General features: G+C 47.3%; 11 protein-coding genes. 9 read left to right on the forward strand and 2 right to left on the reverse strand.

The window, feature by feature from the left end:
• The first annotated feature begins 28 nt into the window (after nucleotides 1-28).
• The 9 genes from gltB (at nucleotide 29) to F0251_RS09235 (ending at nucleotide 11,552) form a co-directional block, all read left to right on the forward strand.
• Nucleotides 29-4,492 carry a glutamate synthase large subunit gene (gltB, locus tag F0251_RS09195; RefSeq protein ID WP_171730849.1) on the forward strand — a complete coding sequence of 1,488 codons (4,464 nt, stop codon included), beginning with the start codon at nucleotides 29-31 and terminating at the stop codon, nucleotides 4,490-4,492.
• Nucleotides 4,493-4,508: 16 nt separating this feature from the next.
• Nucleotides 4,509-5,921: an FAD-dependent oxidoreductase gene (locus F0251_RS09200; protein ID WP_171730850.1), complete on the forward strand. Its 1,413-nt coding sequence runs from the start codon at nucleotides 4,509-4,511 to the stop codon at nucleotides 5,919-5,921.
• A 177-nt stretch (nucleotides 5,922-6,098) separates the two neighbouring features.
• Entirely contained in the window at nucleotides 6,099-6,527 is a 429-nt protein-coding gene (locus F0251_RS09205; RefSeq protein ID WP_171730851.1) for a DUF1499 domain-containing protein, read from the forward strand.
• A gap of 127 nt (nucleotides 6,528-6,654) precedes the next feature.
• A complete protein-coding gene (gene mtnN / locus F0251_RS09210) occupies nucleotides 6,655-7,350 on the forward strand; it encodes a 5'-methylthioadenosine/S-adenosylhomocysteine nucleosidase (RefSeq protein WP_004741524.1) in 696 nt (231 codons plus the stop codon).
• Nucleotides 7,351-7,360: 10 nt separating this feature from the next.
• Entirely contained in the window at nucleotides 7,361-8,314 is a 954-nt protein-coding gene (locus F0251_RS09215) for a cobalamin biosynthesis family protein (RefSeq protein ID WP_171730852.1), read from the forward strand.
• A gap of 1 nt (nucleotide 8,315) precedes the next feature.
• Entirely contained in the window at nucleotides 8,316-9,170 is an 855-nt protein-coding gene (gene btuF / locus F0251_RS09220; protein ID WP_008222870.1) for a vitamin B12 ABC transporter substrate-binding protein BtuF, read from the forward strand.
• A gap of 74 nt (nucleotides 9,171-9,244) precedes the next feature.
• Entirely contained in the window at nucleotides 9,245-9,862 is a 618-nt protein-coding gene (locus F0251_RS09225) for a TRIC cation channel family protein (RefSeq protein ID WP_061033370.1), read from the forward strand.
• A 200-nt stretch (nucleotides 9,863-10,062) separates the two neighbouring features.
• Nucleotides 10,063-10,644 (forward strand): flavodoxin family protein, encoded by a 582-nt coding sequence (locus F0251_RS09230; protein WP_171730853.1) that lies wholly within the window; start codon nucleotides 10,063-10,065, stop codon nucleotides 10,642-10,644.
• 62 nt (nucleotides 10,645-10,706) lie between these two features.
• Nucleotides 10,707-11,552, forward strand: a complete 846-nt coding sequence (locus tag F0251_RS09235; protein ID WP_171730854.1) for a LysR family transcriptional regulator — start codon at nucleotides 10,707-10,709, stop codon at nucleotides 11,550-11,552.
• Here the strand turns inward: F0251_RS09235 and F0251_RS09240 are convergent.
• The gene (locus F0251_RS09240) at nucleotides 11,503-12,282 is read right to left on the reverse strand and encodes a TSUP family transporter (protein WP_061033373.1); all 780 of its coding nucleotides are present in this window, start codon (nucleotides 12,280-12,282) and stop codon (nucleotides 11,503-11,505) included. The two genes, F0251_RS09235 and F0251_RS09240, sit on opposite strands and share 50 nt — an antisense overlap.
• 204 nt (nucleotides 12,283-12,486) lie before the next feature.
• Complete coding sequence (gene carB / locus F0251_RS09245) at nucleotides 12,487-15,717, reverse strand: carbamoyl-phosphate synthase large subunit (RefSeq protein ID WP_128162012.1); 3,231 nt, start codon at nucleotides 15,715-15,717, stop codon at nucleotides 12,487-12,489.
• Nucleotides 15,718-15,725: the final 8 nt, after the last annotated feature.

Below are 15,725 nucleotides of genomic sequence, written 5' to 3' on the forward strand. Positions count from 1 at the left end.
TGACAGAGAAGCAAAAGGGAGAATTGCAATGGCTCTATATGATCCTAGTCTTGAAAAAGACAACTGTGGATTTGGTTTAATAGCGCAAATGGAAGGCCAACCTAGTCATAAGTTGGTAAGAACTGCTATTTCAGCCCTAGATCGCATGACACACCGTGGTGGTATCGCCGCGGATGGTAAAACCGGAGATGGCTGTGGCTTACTACTACAGAAGCCTGACTCCTATTTAAGAATTATTGCAGAAGAGAATAATTTTAATCTCGGCAAGCAATACGCGATTGGCATGATTTTCTTCAGCCAAGACCCAATCAAAGCTCAATCAGCACAAGAGATCGTCAATAAAGAACTCGCCCAAGAGACATTGACTATTGCAGGTTGGCGCGAAGTTCCGACTAATACCGAGGTATTAGGTCCTATCGCAAAAGATTCTGTTCCAAACATTCAGCAAGTGTTTATCTCTGCTCCTGCCGGTTGGCGTGAGCGCGATATCGAACGCCGCTTATACATCGCGCGTCGCAGAATTGAAAAACAGATCACCGAAGACAAAGATTTCTATATCTGTAGCCTTTCAACACAAGTGATGGTCTACAAAGGCTTGTGTATGCCTGCCGATCTTCCGCGATTTTACCTCGATCTTGCAGACTTACGCATGGAATCAGCAATATGTCTGTTCCACCAGCGTTTCTCAACCAACACACAACCGCGCTGGCCGCTGGCTCAACCATTCCGCTATTTGGCGCACAATGGTGAGATCAATACCATTGAAGGCAACCGTCAATGGGCTAAGGCTCGCGCCTATAAATTCTCTTCACCACTGCTGCCAGATTTGCAAACCGCAGCCCCTTTCGTGAATGAAACCGGCTCTGACTCCTCAAGCCTAGATAACATGCTCGACCTATTCCTAGCCGGTGGTATGGATGTGTTTCGAGCGATGCGCATGCTTGTGCCGCCCGCTTGGCAGAATCACCCAGACATGGATCCAGACCTGCGTGCTTTTTACGACTTCAACTCCAAGCACATGGAACCGTGGGATGGCCCTGCTGGTATCGTTCTATCTGACGGTCGTTACGCGGCATGTAACCTCGATAGAAATGGCCTGCGTCCTGCGCGTTATGTCATTACCAAAGACAACCTAATCACACTGGCATCAGAAGTTGGTATCTGGAACTACGCGCCAGATGAAGTAGCAGAAAAAGGTCGTGTTGGGCCAGGTGAACTACTGGTTATAGATACTCGCCGTGGCAAGCTATGGCAATCTAACGAGATCGATAATGACCTCAAAAGTCGCCACCCTTACAAAGAGTGGATGGAAAAGAACGTTCACAAGCTAACACCATTTTCTGAGCTCGATGATGACCAAGTGGGTAAGCGTAGCTTCGACGATGACACGCTCAAAACCTACCAAAAACAGTTTGCAATGAGCAACGAAGAGTCCGATCAGGTATTACGCGTGCTTGGTGACATGGGACAGGAAGCAGTCGGCTCAATGGGCGACGACACACCAATGGCGGTACTCTCTTCAAAAGAGCGACTAGTCACTGATTATTTCCGTCAGAAGTTTGCCCAAGTCACCAACCCACCGATTGATCCTCTGCGTGAAAAGCATGTGATGTCGCTCGCCACCAGCATTGGCCAAGAGATGAACGTGTTCTGTGAAACAGATGGACACGCCTATCGTGTGACATTTGATTCTCCTGTTCTACTTTACTCAGACATGCAGCAACTTCTGCAACTGAATCAAAAGCACTACCGCCATGCGATCCTAAGCATGCACTACGATCCAGCGCAGCAAGACCTTGAACAAGCGATCAAAGCGGTATGTGATAGTGCAGAACAAGAAGTCCGCGAAGGCGCCGTTTTGGTTGTGTTATCCGACAAAGGTTTAGAGAAAGGCAAACTGCCAATTCCAGCAGCCATGGCGGTTGGTGCAGTACAGACTCGCCTTGCTGATACCAACCTGCGTTGTGATGCCAACATCGTAGTGGAAACAGCAACCGCTCGAGATCCACACCAATTCGCAGTGCTACTTGGCTTTGGTGCGACTGCGGTTTATCCGTACCTTGCTTATGAAGCGTTAGGTAAGATGCTCGATGATGGATCTTTAGACAAAGACTATCGTGCAGCGATGCAGAACTACCAAAACGGCATCAACAAAGGTCTGTATAAGATCATGTCGAAGATGGGTATTTCAACCATTGCTTCTTACCGCTGTTCACAGCTTTTCGAAGCCGTTGGCCTACATTCTGATGTCGTTGAGCTCTGTTTCCGCGGAGTAACTACTCGAATTCAAGGCGCAAGCTTTAGCGATTTCCAGCAAGATATTTACAACCTATCACGTAAAGCATGGACTAAGCGTAAGCCAATCGAGCACGGTGGTTTACTGAAATACGTCCATGGTGGTGAATACCACGCCTATAACCCAGATGTAGTTGGTACACTGCAAACCGCAGTAAAAACTGGCGAAACGTCGGATTACCTCTCTTTTGCTAAGCAGGTAAATGCTCGCCCTGCGGCAATGTTACGTGACTTGATGAGCCTAAAAAAAGCTGATAAACCATTAGCCCTTGAGCAAGTAGAACCAAGCAGTGACCTCTTTAAACGCTTTGACTCAGCGGCGATGTCGATTGGTGCCCTGAGTCCAGAAGCGCACGAAGCATTAGCTATGGCGATGAACCGTTTGGGTGGTTACTCAAACTCAGGCGAAGGCGGTGAAGATCCACGACGTTTTGGCACCGACCGTAACTCACGCATCAAACAAATTGCGTCTGGCCGATTTGGCGTAACACCACATTACCTAACCAATGCGGATGTTCTGCAAATCAAGGTCGCACAAGGTGCGAAGCCAGGCGAAGGTGGTCAGCTGCCAGGTCATAAAGTGACGGCAGAAATCGCTAAGCTGAGATACTCGGTTCAGGGTGTTACTCTGATCTCCCCGCCTCCGCATCACGATATTTACTCGATCGAAGATTTGGCTCAGCTGATTTTCGATCTTAAACAAGTAAACCCTAAAGCCTTGGTTTCAGTGAAGTTAGTGTCTGAACCGGGTGTTGGTACTATCGCGACTGGTGTAGCAAAAGCCTACGCCGATCTGATCACCATTTCTGGTTACGATGGCGGTACCGCAGCGAGCCCACTAACCTCGGTGAAATACGCAGGTTGCCCTTGGGAGCTTGGCTTAGCCGAAACTCAGCAAGCACTGGTTGCTAACGGGCTTCGTCATAAGATCCGCCTGCAAGTCGACGGTGGATTGAAAACCGGTCTCGATGTGATTAAAGGCGCGATTCTCGGTGCAGAAAGCTTTGGCTTTGGTACCGCACCAATGGTGGCAATGGGTTGTAAATTCTTACGAATCTGCCACCTCAATAACTGTGCGACAGGCGTTGCAACTCAAGATGAAACACTTCGCCGCGAATATTTCAAAGGCTTGCCTGATATGGTGGTGAACTACTTTACTGGCTTAGCCGATGAAGTTCGCCAACACCTCGCTGACCTTGGTGTAGAAAAACTCACTGACCTAATTGGACGCACAGATTTACTGGAGGCTGTTGAAGGTCTTACTGCGAAACAGAGCAAATTGGATCTCTCCTCGATACTGGAAGCTCCGGTATCACCAGAGGGTCACCCTCTGTATTGGACCGAACCAAACGCGCCATTTGATAAGGCTCAGCTCAACCAGCAGATTCTGGATGATGCTCTCTATGCGATTGAGAAACGACAGTCCACCAGCCTTTACTACAACGTGATTAATACAGACCGTTCGATAGGCGCACGTATCTCTGGCGAAATTGCTAAGCGATACGGCAACCAAGGCATGGCTGGATCGCCAATCAAATTGTACCTAGACGGTACTGCTGGCCAATCTTTCGCAGTTTGGAATGCTGGCGGCGTAGAGCTTTACCTAACGGGTGATGCCAATGACTATGTTGGTAAAGGCATGGCTGGCGGTAAGGTGGTTATCAAACCTCACCAAGGCACCGCATTTACTTGTAACGAAGCAACCATCATAGGTAACACCTGCCTGTATGGCGCAACCGGTGGCAAGTTGTTTGCCGCAGGTACGGCGGGCGAGCGATTTGGCGTACGTAACTCAGGTACGGTTGCCGTGATTGAGGGTGCGGGTGACAACGCTTGTGAATACATGACGGGCGGTATTGTTGCCATTCTTGGCGCAACTGGCGTCAACTTCGGTGCAGGTATGACGGGTGGCTTCGCTTATGTCATGGACAAGAACGAAGACTTCCAAGGCCGAGTGAACAACGAGTCGGTTGAGGCGCTTTCTCTATCTGACTTATATATCCACCAAGAACATCTGCGTGGCTTAATTGCAGAGCACTTAGAAGAAACGGGCTCAGTACACGCTGAAGCTATTCTGGCGAACTTTGATGAATGGATTCCGAAGTTCTACCTAGTGAAACCAAAGACGGCGGATCTCAACACCTTGCTCGGCCACCAAAGCCGCAGCTCAGCTGAACTTCGTGTTCAAGCGCAATAATTGGAAGGAGCCAATAATGAGCCAGAATGTATACCAATTTATTGATGTGAATCGCGTAGACCCAGCGAAGAAACCAATCAAGATACGTAAGATTGAGTTTGTAGAGATCTACGAACCTTTCACTAAACAGCAAGCGAAAGCGCAAGCAGACCGTTGTTTAGACTGTGGTAACCCATACTGTGAATGGAAATGTCCTGTTCACAACTACATCCCTCAGTGGCTTAAGCTTGCCAATGAAGGGCGTATTATCGAAGCCGCTGAACTGTCTCACCAAACCAACAGCCTGCCTGAGGTTTGCGGTCGAGTTTGCCCTCAAGACCGCTTGTGTGAGGGCTCTTGTACCCTCAATGACGATTTCGGTGCAGTAACCATTGGCAATATTGAAAAGTACATTACCGACAAAGCCTTTGAGATGGGTTGGAAGCCTAACATGTCTCACGTTGAATGGACCGATAAAAAGGTCGCAATCATCGGTGCAGGGCCGGCAGGTCTAGCGGCGGCTGATATCTTGGTACGCAATGGCGTAAAAGCTGTTGTGTTTGACCGCTATCCGGAGATCGGCGGTCTACTGACGTTTGGTATTCCATCGTTCAAGCTTGAGAAAGGTATCATGGAGAATCGCCGCCGCATCTTTAGCGAGATGGGTGTTGAGTTCCGAATGAATATCGAAGTTGGCAAAGACATTCAACTTCAAGAGCTGGTCGATGATTACGACGCTGTTTTCCTTGGTGTCGGCACTTATAAGAACATGCGTGCAGGTCTAGATAATGAAGATGCTCCGGGTGTTTATGACGCTCTGCCATTCTTGATTTCTAATACCTACAAGGTCATGGAACTGGACAACCCAACCCCATTTATCGATATGCAAGGTAAGAAAGTCGTCGTGCTTGGTGGTGGTGATACCGCGATGGATTGCGTTCGAACCTCTATTCGTCAGAATGCGGCAGATGTGGTATGTGCTTACCGTCGAGATGAAGCCAACATGCCGGGCTCTCGCCGTGAGGTGAAGAATGCACGTGAAGAAGGCGTGAAGTTCAAGTTTAACCTCCAGCCTATCGGCTTAGAGCTTGATAGTTCTGGGCATGTTGCTGGCGTTAAAGTCGTGAAAACCGCATTAGGTGAACCTGATGAAGCAGGCCGTCGCCGCCCAGAACCTGTTGAAGGCAGTGAGCACATTCTTGAAGCCGATGCCGTGATCATGGCATTTGGTTTCCAACCTCACGCTATGGAATGGTTAGAACCTTTCGGTGTCGAGCTTGATCAATGGGGCCGTATTAAAGCACCCGGTCAGCAAGAGTTTCAGTACCAAACCACCAACAGCAAAATCTTTGCCGGTGGCGATGCGGTTCGAGGCTCTGACTTAGTCGTGACTGCTATCGATGAAGGCCGCAAAGCCGCTGAAGGGATATTGGATTATCTAGAAGTGTGATTAGCCTAAGGTTTCCTTTATTACTCAAGCCGTTACTATGAAGAAAGGATCCGCATATGGATCCTTTTTTAAGTTCGATACGTTTACTAACGGCATAATAAAAAACACGTAAAACAATCGAAAATTAACCAATACCGAGAACTACAATTAAAACTAAAATTCGCCATAGGAAACACTATGAAAAAAGCCGCTCTCCTCTCGCTATCACTTTTAACTTTAACCGCTTGCAGCCAAGGGATCACGGACATGAAAGACAGAACATCATCACCTTGTGGTGACAAACCAAATTGCGTATCAACACAAGATGACCGTGAACAATATGCTTTGGCTGCATACGAGCTATCCGATTCAGCAAGCCTTGATGCCATTGAGCAAGTCGCTCTGACTTTGCCGGGCGCGAAAACGGCCAACAAAACCGATGATTACCTGCGTGTTGAGTGCACATCACGCATCATGCGCTTTGTCGATGACCTTGAGTTAAAAGTCGATGGAGACAAGCTCATCGTTCGTTCAGAGTCCCGCACTGGCTACTCTGACTTTGGTGTGAACCGTAAACGAGCAGAACAACTTCGTGCTAGCTTGCAAAGCGAAGGTCTAATCAAATAGACAAAGAATACTGGAGTAAATCCACACTATTCGGATGAGAAGTGCTTCTGGGCTGTCGCTCGACGCTTCTTATCCATGCTACAATTTCGCTCTACTGTTTAAATATTTTTTAATTAAGAGACTACACATGAAAATCGGCATCATTGGCGCAATGGAGCAAGAAGTTGCGATCCTAAAAGCAGCTATTTCAGACATTACTGAAGTTAATAAAGGCGGTTGTACCTTTTTCTCTGGTCAGCTAAATGGTGTTGACGTTGTTTTGCTTCAATCAGGCATTGGTAAAGTAGCTGCGGCTGTTGGTACCTCTATCCTACTAAGCGAATACCAACCAGATGTCGTTCTAAACACGGGCTCTGCTGGCGGTTTTGATTCAACTCTAAACCTTGGCGATGTAGTTATCTCTACAGAAGTACGTCACCACGACGCAGACGTAACAGCTTTCGGTTACGAAATCGGCCAGATGGCAGGTCAACCAGCTGCATTCAAAGCTGACGAGAACCTGATGAAGGTAGCTGAGCAAGCGCTAGCTCAAATGGAAGACAAGCACGCGGTTCGTGGCCTTATCTGTACTGGCGACGCATTTGTTTGCACAGCAGAACGCCAAGAGTTCATCCGTAAGCACTTCCCGTCTGTGGTTGCTGTAGAAATGGAAGCTTCTGCGATTGCTCAAGCTTGTCACCAGTTCCAAGTACCATTTGTGGTTGTTCGTGCAATCTCTGACGTTGCAGACAAAGAATCACCAATGAGTTTTGAAGAATTTCTGCCACTAGCAGCACAAAGCTCTTCTGAAATGGTTATCAAAATGGTTGCCCTACTAAAGTAAGCGACTAAGCATGCAAACACTGTTTGATCAGGTATTTGCAAATGGCGTGCTCCTTGTAATGTGGGGAGCACTGCTTTTTCATTTGATTCTACCTATCCCTCATGCCGCACACCCCACGACCTTATGGCATAAGTTTGCTGAGCTTTTAGCAAGCAAGGTTAATAACAACCAAAACTATTCCCAAAGCCTGATTTCTGGCACCTTAGCCTGGGGATTAATGGTACTTCCAACTCTGATTCTTCTCTTGGCACTGCAACCTCTGGTTTGGCAGACTCAGCTGTTTCAACTGGCTTTGTTACTGCTCGCCATTGATTGGCGTAATAATGAAAAGCTGGCAAACCAGCTCATCAAAACACTTAGCCGAGAAGATAAAGTGACTGCGCGTCAATTGCTGGCTCCGATTGTCAATCGCCAAACAGATTCACTATCATCATTAGGGCTCGGGAAAGCTGCGGCTGAAACCATCATCATGGGCTACGGTCGCAATGTGGTTTGTGTGCTGTTTTGGTACGCCATCGGAGGCGGAATCGCGGCGTTAATGTATCGCCTGATTATCGAATTAGCTCGAGCTTGGTCACCAAGTCGCAAGCAGTTCTCTCCTTTTGGCTCAACAGCCATCAAAATCGTCGCGATCCTTGAATTTATCCCAATGCGCTTATTTGCCTTGATGATCGTATGCGGTAATAAAGCGTCTCATACACTTAAGATGATGCTAACTCAAAGTCGCTCTTGGCCTCTGCCAGGCCCTGCGTGGTTGATTACAGCAGTAGGCAATAAGCTTGAGCTATCACTCGGTGGTCCGGCTATTTACAACGATACCAAAGCCATTCGCGCAAAATTAGGCGGAAGAATCGCCCCATCCGCACTGCACTTATCACAGGTTCAAAAGCTGCTATTTGGACGCATCGCTATTTGGATATTCTTACAAAGCTTAGTCTTACTCATTATTCACCAAGGGATTTAAAGTGAAACCCTCTCAACTTGTTACATCATGTGCAACTTTCGCGATCAGCTTTAGCTTATGGATACCAAGCACGCTTGCAACCGAAGTAACCAAGGCAAAACGCGTGGTCAGCTTAGCCCCTCACGCCACAGAGCTCGCATACAGTGCGGGGTTAGGCGATAACTTAGTTGCTGTGAGTGAACGAAGTGATTACCCACCACAAGCCGATAAGCTAGAAAAAGTGGCAAACTATCAAGGTATCAAGGTTGAGAAGATCATCGCGCTTCAGCCAGATCTTATCCTTGCTTGGCCAGCGGGTAACCCACCGAGAGAACTGGCGAAACTGGAGCAGTTTGGCTTTAATATTTATTATTCGAAAACCAAAAGCCTAGACAGCATCGCGACCAATATTGAGCAACTTAGCCAATACGCCAGCGATCCGAGTATCGGTGAGAATAATGCTAAGCAATACAAAGAGCAGCTCAACGCATTAAGGCTAAAATACAAAGATGCGGAGCCGGTCAGCTACTTCTACCAGCTAAGTGAAAAACCTATTATCACCGTGGCACAAGGACACTGGCCAAGTGAAGTATTTGAGTTTTGTGGCGGCCGAAATATTTTTGAAGACAGCGCTTCACCCTACCCGCAAGTCGGTATTGAGCAAGTTGTGCTGAATAAACCGCAAGTGATCTTCACTTCTCAGCACGCTATTGAGAATGGAACCATGTGGCAATCGTGGGCGGAAGAGATCCCAGCCGTCGCTAAAAATCAGATATGGTCGCTCAATTCAGACTGGATTAACCGACCAACCACAAGAACTTTGCAAGCTATCCAGCAAGTGTGCGATTACTTCGATAGAGTCCGAGAAAATCACTAACTTTTTAGTCTGTTTTTTCGTACAATTCGCCACCGACCTGTCCCTACAATTTTAACAATAAGAGCACCAGTATCATGGACTCCATGCTGCTTTATATTATCGATTTATTTGGCACTGCCATCTTTGCTATTTCAGGCGTATTTGTTGCTGGACGCCTAAAAATGGACCCTTTTGGTGTCGCCGTTCTCGGCAGTGTAACCGCTATTGGCGGAGGTACAATTCGAGACATGGCACTGGGTGCTACTCCTGTTTTTTGGATAACCGATACCACCTATCTTTGGGTCATTATCGTTACCTGTTTATTAACTATGATCATCGTGAGACGCCCCAAGCGTTTGGCATGGTGGATCCTACCCGTCTGTGACGCCATAGGTTTAGCTGTGTTCGTTGGTATTGGTGTTGAAAAAGCATTGGCTTATCAAGACTCAGCATTGGTTGCCATCATCATGGGCGTAATTACAGGCTGTGGCGGCGGCATTATTCGTGACGTACTTGCCCGAGAAGTACCGATGATCCTGCGAAGCGAAGTCTACGCGACCGCTTGTATCATCGGCGGTGCATTCCACACTATGGCTATTCGCATGGGCCACGATTCAGAGACCGCATTCCTAGCCGGCGTATTCTCTACATTGTTGATCAGACTTGGCGCCATTCGTTGGCACTTATCTTTACCAACTTTCGCGATTAAATAAGCTATCGCTAAAAAGAAAAGGGCTCCACTTAGGGGCCTTTTTTAACCTTGCCACCTCAGACTCCTGCTCTGCTTCTCCGCCTCAAGTCACTTCCGCCCTAGCTTAGTAATGTTTTTTATTTACTTAATCAATTGACGAGCTATATTAGTAAACGAATGGCTTTATAAACATATTCATTTACTAACAATGAGGGCTCTAGGATGAGCAGTAATAAAGTTGGAATTGTTTTCTTCTCTAAATGCGGCGCAACTAAGCAGGTCGCCGAACTGCTCGCAGAGGGCGTAAACACTCAGCTACCTGACTCAGCCCTACTCATCGAAGTACTGCCCTCGGAGATCATTGAAGGCCGATATGACAATGACGAAAAGCTCAAACTCCTAGACAGTTGTGATGCGATCGTTTTTGGCGCTCCAACCTATATGGGTTCACCTGCCGCTCAGTTTAAAAGCTTTATGGATGCGAGCAGTGACAACTACTGCAAGAAGTTATGGCGAAATAAACTCGCTGCTGGCTTCACCACTGGAGGCAGTCTTAACGGAGAGCAACAACAAACCCTGCTTAGCTTTTTCACTCTAGCTTGTCAGCACGGCATGATTTGGGTTGGCTTAGACGCCTCAAGACACACAGATAATTTAGGGTTAAACCGCACTGGTTCAAATATTGGTTTAGTGTCTAGTATCGATGATGGTGAAGATAGCATTAACCACAATGACTTACTCACTGCTCAATACTACGGTTCAAGAATAGCCAGCTTGGTTCAAGAACTCGTAAACAAAAGCTAGAGCAGCAGCCTTGATTGAGATAAGTTGGACGTACCATTCCCAACTTTCATGAATATCATCAAATGCTACTCGAAGGAATCGAAACTCTCTTAGTTTTGAGTAAAGCCAAAACCATGAGCCGCACTGGCAGCCTGCTGTATATCAGCCAATCAGCGGTAAGCAAACGGATTGCTAACTTAGAAAAGAAGTTGGGGAAAAAGCTGATTGAGCCGAGCGGTCGTCAGATAAAACTCACGCCAGACGCGATAGCACTGATCGAGAGTATTGGTCCTACGTTCAATGAACTTCGTGGTCTTATTTATGAACAGCAAGAGTTAGAAGATACGACTCTCATTACCTTAGACAGCTCTAAGTCTCTGATAGCCGGCTATTTAGGTGAAATGATGGGACAGTTTATCCAACAAGATAAATACATCACGATAACCACCAACCACACGCCCAGAATCATCGAGCGAGTTCAGTCCGGCAAGGCAACCCTAGGGTTATGCGCAGGCTTGTTGCCGCCGCATCATGGATTGATGACGTTTCATCTGTTCGACGAGCCCTTTTTCATTGTAAGTAAATTGCCGTTAAACGGGCTTCCACCCAAAGTCATCACTAATGATATGACTAACCCCGCCAACTCTTACCAACTCTCAGTATTAGAAAAATTTGGTATCAAACCTTTGATGGAGATGGATGCCTACACTGCCGCAGCGCAACTTGCACTAGGTGGAACTGGTCCTGCTTTAATTCCGCTCTCTATCGTAAAAACACTCAATATTGAGTCTCAATATCTGTATAGCTTCCAGGAATTAGCGGGCTTAATCCGGCCGATTCATGTCTGTGTAAGACCAAATAGCTACCAGTCTCCACGAGTTAAAACACTGATAGAATCCATTGTTGATGCTGTTCCCAGAGTAGTTTAGACGCCATGAGCATCGACATCACGATCACAAGGGGGCGGATCCACTTCTGCCCTTTTGTCACCACCACTTTCGCGCCCAGCTGAGCCCCCATAAAGCCGCCAATTGCCATCACTAAGCCGAGCTCCCAGATTGGCAAGCCTGCCAAAATAAAGAAGATCAGTGCAGCGATGTTAGAGGTAAAGTTCAACACCTTAGTGCGTGCCGTAGCATCGACTAAAGAGAAGTGACCAATTGCAACAAAGCAGACAGTAAAGATAGAGCCAGTACCTGGTCCAAAGAAGCCATCGTAAAAGCCAACACCACCACCAACGCACAAAGCAAACATCGCTTCAGAGATCTTCTGTTTACCTTCAGAGGTCTTGGTTTGTGGCGCTAATAGGAAGTAGAGTGAGATAGCGATCAGCAGCAGAGGGATCACACTGGTCAACAAGCTCGCATCAATGAACTGAACGAGTTCTGCCCCAATCGCCGAGCCAATGAAGGTACACAAAATGGCGAGGCGCATCTCCTTAATACTAACGATCCCGTTACGCACGAAGTACCAACTTGCGGAAAAACTGCCGAAAGAGCTTTGAAGCTTGTTAGTTGCTAGGGCTTGTGTCGGTGGAACTCCCGCTGCGAGTAGTGCTGGCAAAGTCAGTAGCCCGCCACCGCCAGCCATCGCATCGATAAAGCCCGCTGCTGTTGCGACAACAAACAAAATAGCCAATATTTCCAGAGTGATTTCCATATACCCAACGCCTCAAAGTCTCGTGTAGCGACAACTTACCATCCTGAGCTGGTGATCAATAACGAAACACAAGATTCTAACCTATTCCAAATATTCATCATTTAACTAACGCTGTATCACGGACATAAAAAAGCCCACTCCGAAGAGTGGGCTTTGAGCATTTATATCCGCTAACTTCAGTTCAGTTAGCTGAGCTAAGACAAATTAAGCTTGAGAAGCTTTCACCTGTGCGTGTAGCTCTTGAACAGAAGTTACTGTCGTCTTCGCGTCTGCAGTGTGCGCCATACATGTCGCAAATGCTGCGTTTAGCGTAGTCGTGTAGTTTACCTTCTCAGCAAGTGCACCACGACGAAGAACTTTAGAGTCTTCAATCGCTTGACGGCCAGCTGCAGTGTTCACGATGTAGGTATACTCGTTGTTCTTGATACGGTCAAGAATGTGAGGACGGCCTTCGTGTACCTTGTTTACTAGACGTGGGTTGATGCCCGCTTCGCCAAGAATCACTGCTGTACCGTGTGTTGCGTCTAGCTGGTAACCAAGCTTAGATAGCTTAGATGCTAGGTCTACAACGCGTTCTTTGTCGCCTTCGCGAACAGAAAGAAGTGCACGACCGCCTTCTGGGTAAATGTTGCCACAACCCAATTCAGCTTTAGAGTATGCTTCTGCGAACGTTGCACCAACACCCATAACTTCACCAGTAGAGCGCATTTCTGGGCCTAATAGTGGGTCAACTCCAGGGAACTTGTTGAATGGAAGTACCACTTCCTTCACTGAGTAGTACGGTGGGATGATTTCTTTGGTAAAGCCTTGAGACTCTAACGATTGACCCGCCATTACACGTGCTGCAATCTTAGCGATTGGTGCACCCGTTGCTTTAGATACGAACGGTACCGTACGTGCTGCACGAGGGTTAACCTCGATTAGGTACACTTGGTTGTTCTTAACAGCAAATTGCGTGTTCATCAGACCACGAACACCCAACTCGAACGCCAGTTTTTCAACTTGCTCACGCATTACGTCTTGGATTTCTTGGCTTAGCGTGTATGCAGGAAGAGAACATGCTGAGTCACCTGAGTGAACACCCGCTTGTTCGATGTGCTCCATGATACCGCCGATAACTACGCGCTCACCGTCACAGATAGCATCGATATCCACTTCAACCGCGTCATCTAGGAAGCTATCAAGAAGAACTGGAGATTCGTTCGATACACTTACTGCTTCGTTGAAGTAGCGACGTAAGTCTTGCTCATCGTATACGATTTCCATCGCACGACCACCAAGTACGTAAGAAGGACGTACAACCAATGGGAAGCCGATTTCGCGAGATTTCTCTACCGCTTGTTCCATTGTTGTTACTGTCGCGTTCTCTGGTTGTAGAAGACCTAGACGGTCAACAGCAACTTGGAAACGCTCACGGTCTTCTGCACGGTCGATTGCATCTGGACTAGTACCAATGATTGGCACGCCAGCCGCTTCAAGTGCGCGAGCCAGTTTAAGTGGCGTTTGACCACCGTACTGAACGATAACGCCTTTTGGCTTCTCAACGCGAGCGATTGCTAGTACGTCTTCCAGAGTTACTGGTTCGAAGTACAGACGGTCAGATGTGTCGTAATCCGTTGAAACAGTCTCAGGGTTACAGTTAACCATGATAGTCTCGTAACCATCTTCACGTAGTGCTAGAGATGCATGTACACAACAGTAGTCAAATTCAATACCTTGGCCGATACGGTTTGGACCGCCACCAAGAATCATGATCTTGTCTTTGTCTGTTGGGTTCGCTTCACATTCGTCATCGTAAGATGAGTACATGTAAGCCGTATCTGAAGAGAACTCAGCCGCACACGTATCAACGCGCTTGTAAACTGGGTGGATGTCGTATTGGTCACGTAGACGACGGATTTCGCTTTCCGCTACACCTAGAATCTTAGATAGGCGTGCATCCGCAAAACCTTTACGCTTCAGCTTGTTTAGCTCGTCTTTGTTCAAACCAGCAAAGCCTTTCGCTTTAAGTTCTTGCTCAAGCTTAACGATGTCTTCGATTTGAACTAGGAACCAACGGTCGATTTGCGTTAGGTTGAATACGCCATCTACAGACATACCCGCACGGAATGCATCCGCGATGTACCAAATACGCTCTGCGCCAGCTTCTTTTAGTTCGTGACGAATTGTTGTTAGTGCATCTGGCGCATCTAGGTCAACCATTTCGTCAAAGCCAGTCGCGCCAACTTCTAGGCCGCGAAGTGCTTTTTGTAGAGATTCTTGTTGGTTACGGCCGATAGCCATAACTTCACCAACAGACTTCATTTGCGTCGTTAGACGGTCGTTAGCACCTGCAAATTTCTCGAAGTTGAAACGAGGAATCTTAGTTACTACGTAGTCGATTGTTGGTTCGAATGATGCTGGTGTTGCGCCACCCGTGATGTCATTTTGCAGTTCATCTAATGTGTAACCCACAGCCAGTTTCGCTGCAATCTTAGCGATTGGGAAACCTGTCGCTTTAGACGCTAGAGCAGAAGAACGAGATACACGTGGGTTCATCTCGATGATAACCATACGGCCATCTTTCGGGTTGATACCAAACTGTACGTTAGAACCACCCGTTTCAACACCAATCTCACGCAGTACCGCTAGAGAAGCGTTACGCATTAATTGGTATTCTTTGTCTGTTAGCGTCTGTGCTGGTGCAACTGTGATTGAATCACCGGTGTGGATGCCCATTGGGTCAAAGTTTTCAATCGCACATACGATGATACAGTTGTCCGCTTTGTCACGAACCACTTCCATCTCGTACTCTTTCCAACCGATAAGAGATTCATCGATTAGAAGCTCGTTGGTTGGAGATAGGTCCAGACCACGACGACAGATTTCTTCAAATTCTTCTTTGTTGTATGCGATACCACCGCCAGTACCACCCATAGTGAATGATGGACGGATGATACATGGGAAGCCAACCATATCTAGAACGCCGTAAGCTTCTTCCATGGTTTTCGCAGTATCCGCACGTGGACACTCAAGGCCGATAGACTTCATCGCTTTATCGAAACGAGAACGGTCTTCTGCTTTATCGATAGCGTCAGCCGTTGCACCAATCATCTCTACACCGAACTCTTCAAGAACACCGTGTTTCTCTAGGTCTAGTGCACAGTTAAGTGCTGTTTGGCCACCCATTGTAGGTAGAACTGCATCTGGCTTCTCTTTCGCAATGATGTTGCGAACAACTTCCCATTGGATAGGCTCGATGTAAGTTGCATCAGCCATGTCTGGGTCAGTCATGATGGTCGCTGGGTTCGAGTTTACAAGAATAACTCGGTAACCTTCTTCGCGAAGCGCTTTACAAGCTTGAGCACCAGAGTAATCGAACTCACATGCTTGGCCGATAACGATCGGGCCAGCACCTAGAATTAGAATACTTTTAATGTCAGTACGTTTTGGCATTGTCTACT

Origin of the sequence: Vibrio sp. 070316B (assembly GCF_013114115.1) — a bacterium.
Taxonomy (GTDB): Bacteria; Pseudomonadota; Gammaproteobacteria; order Enterobacterales; family Vibrionaceae; genus Vibrio; species Vibrio chagasii_B.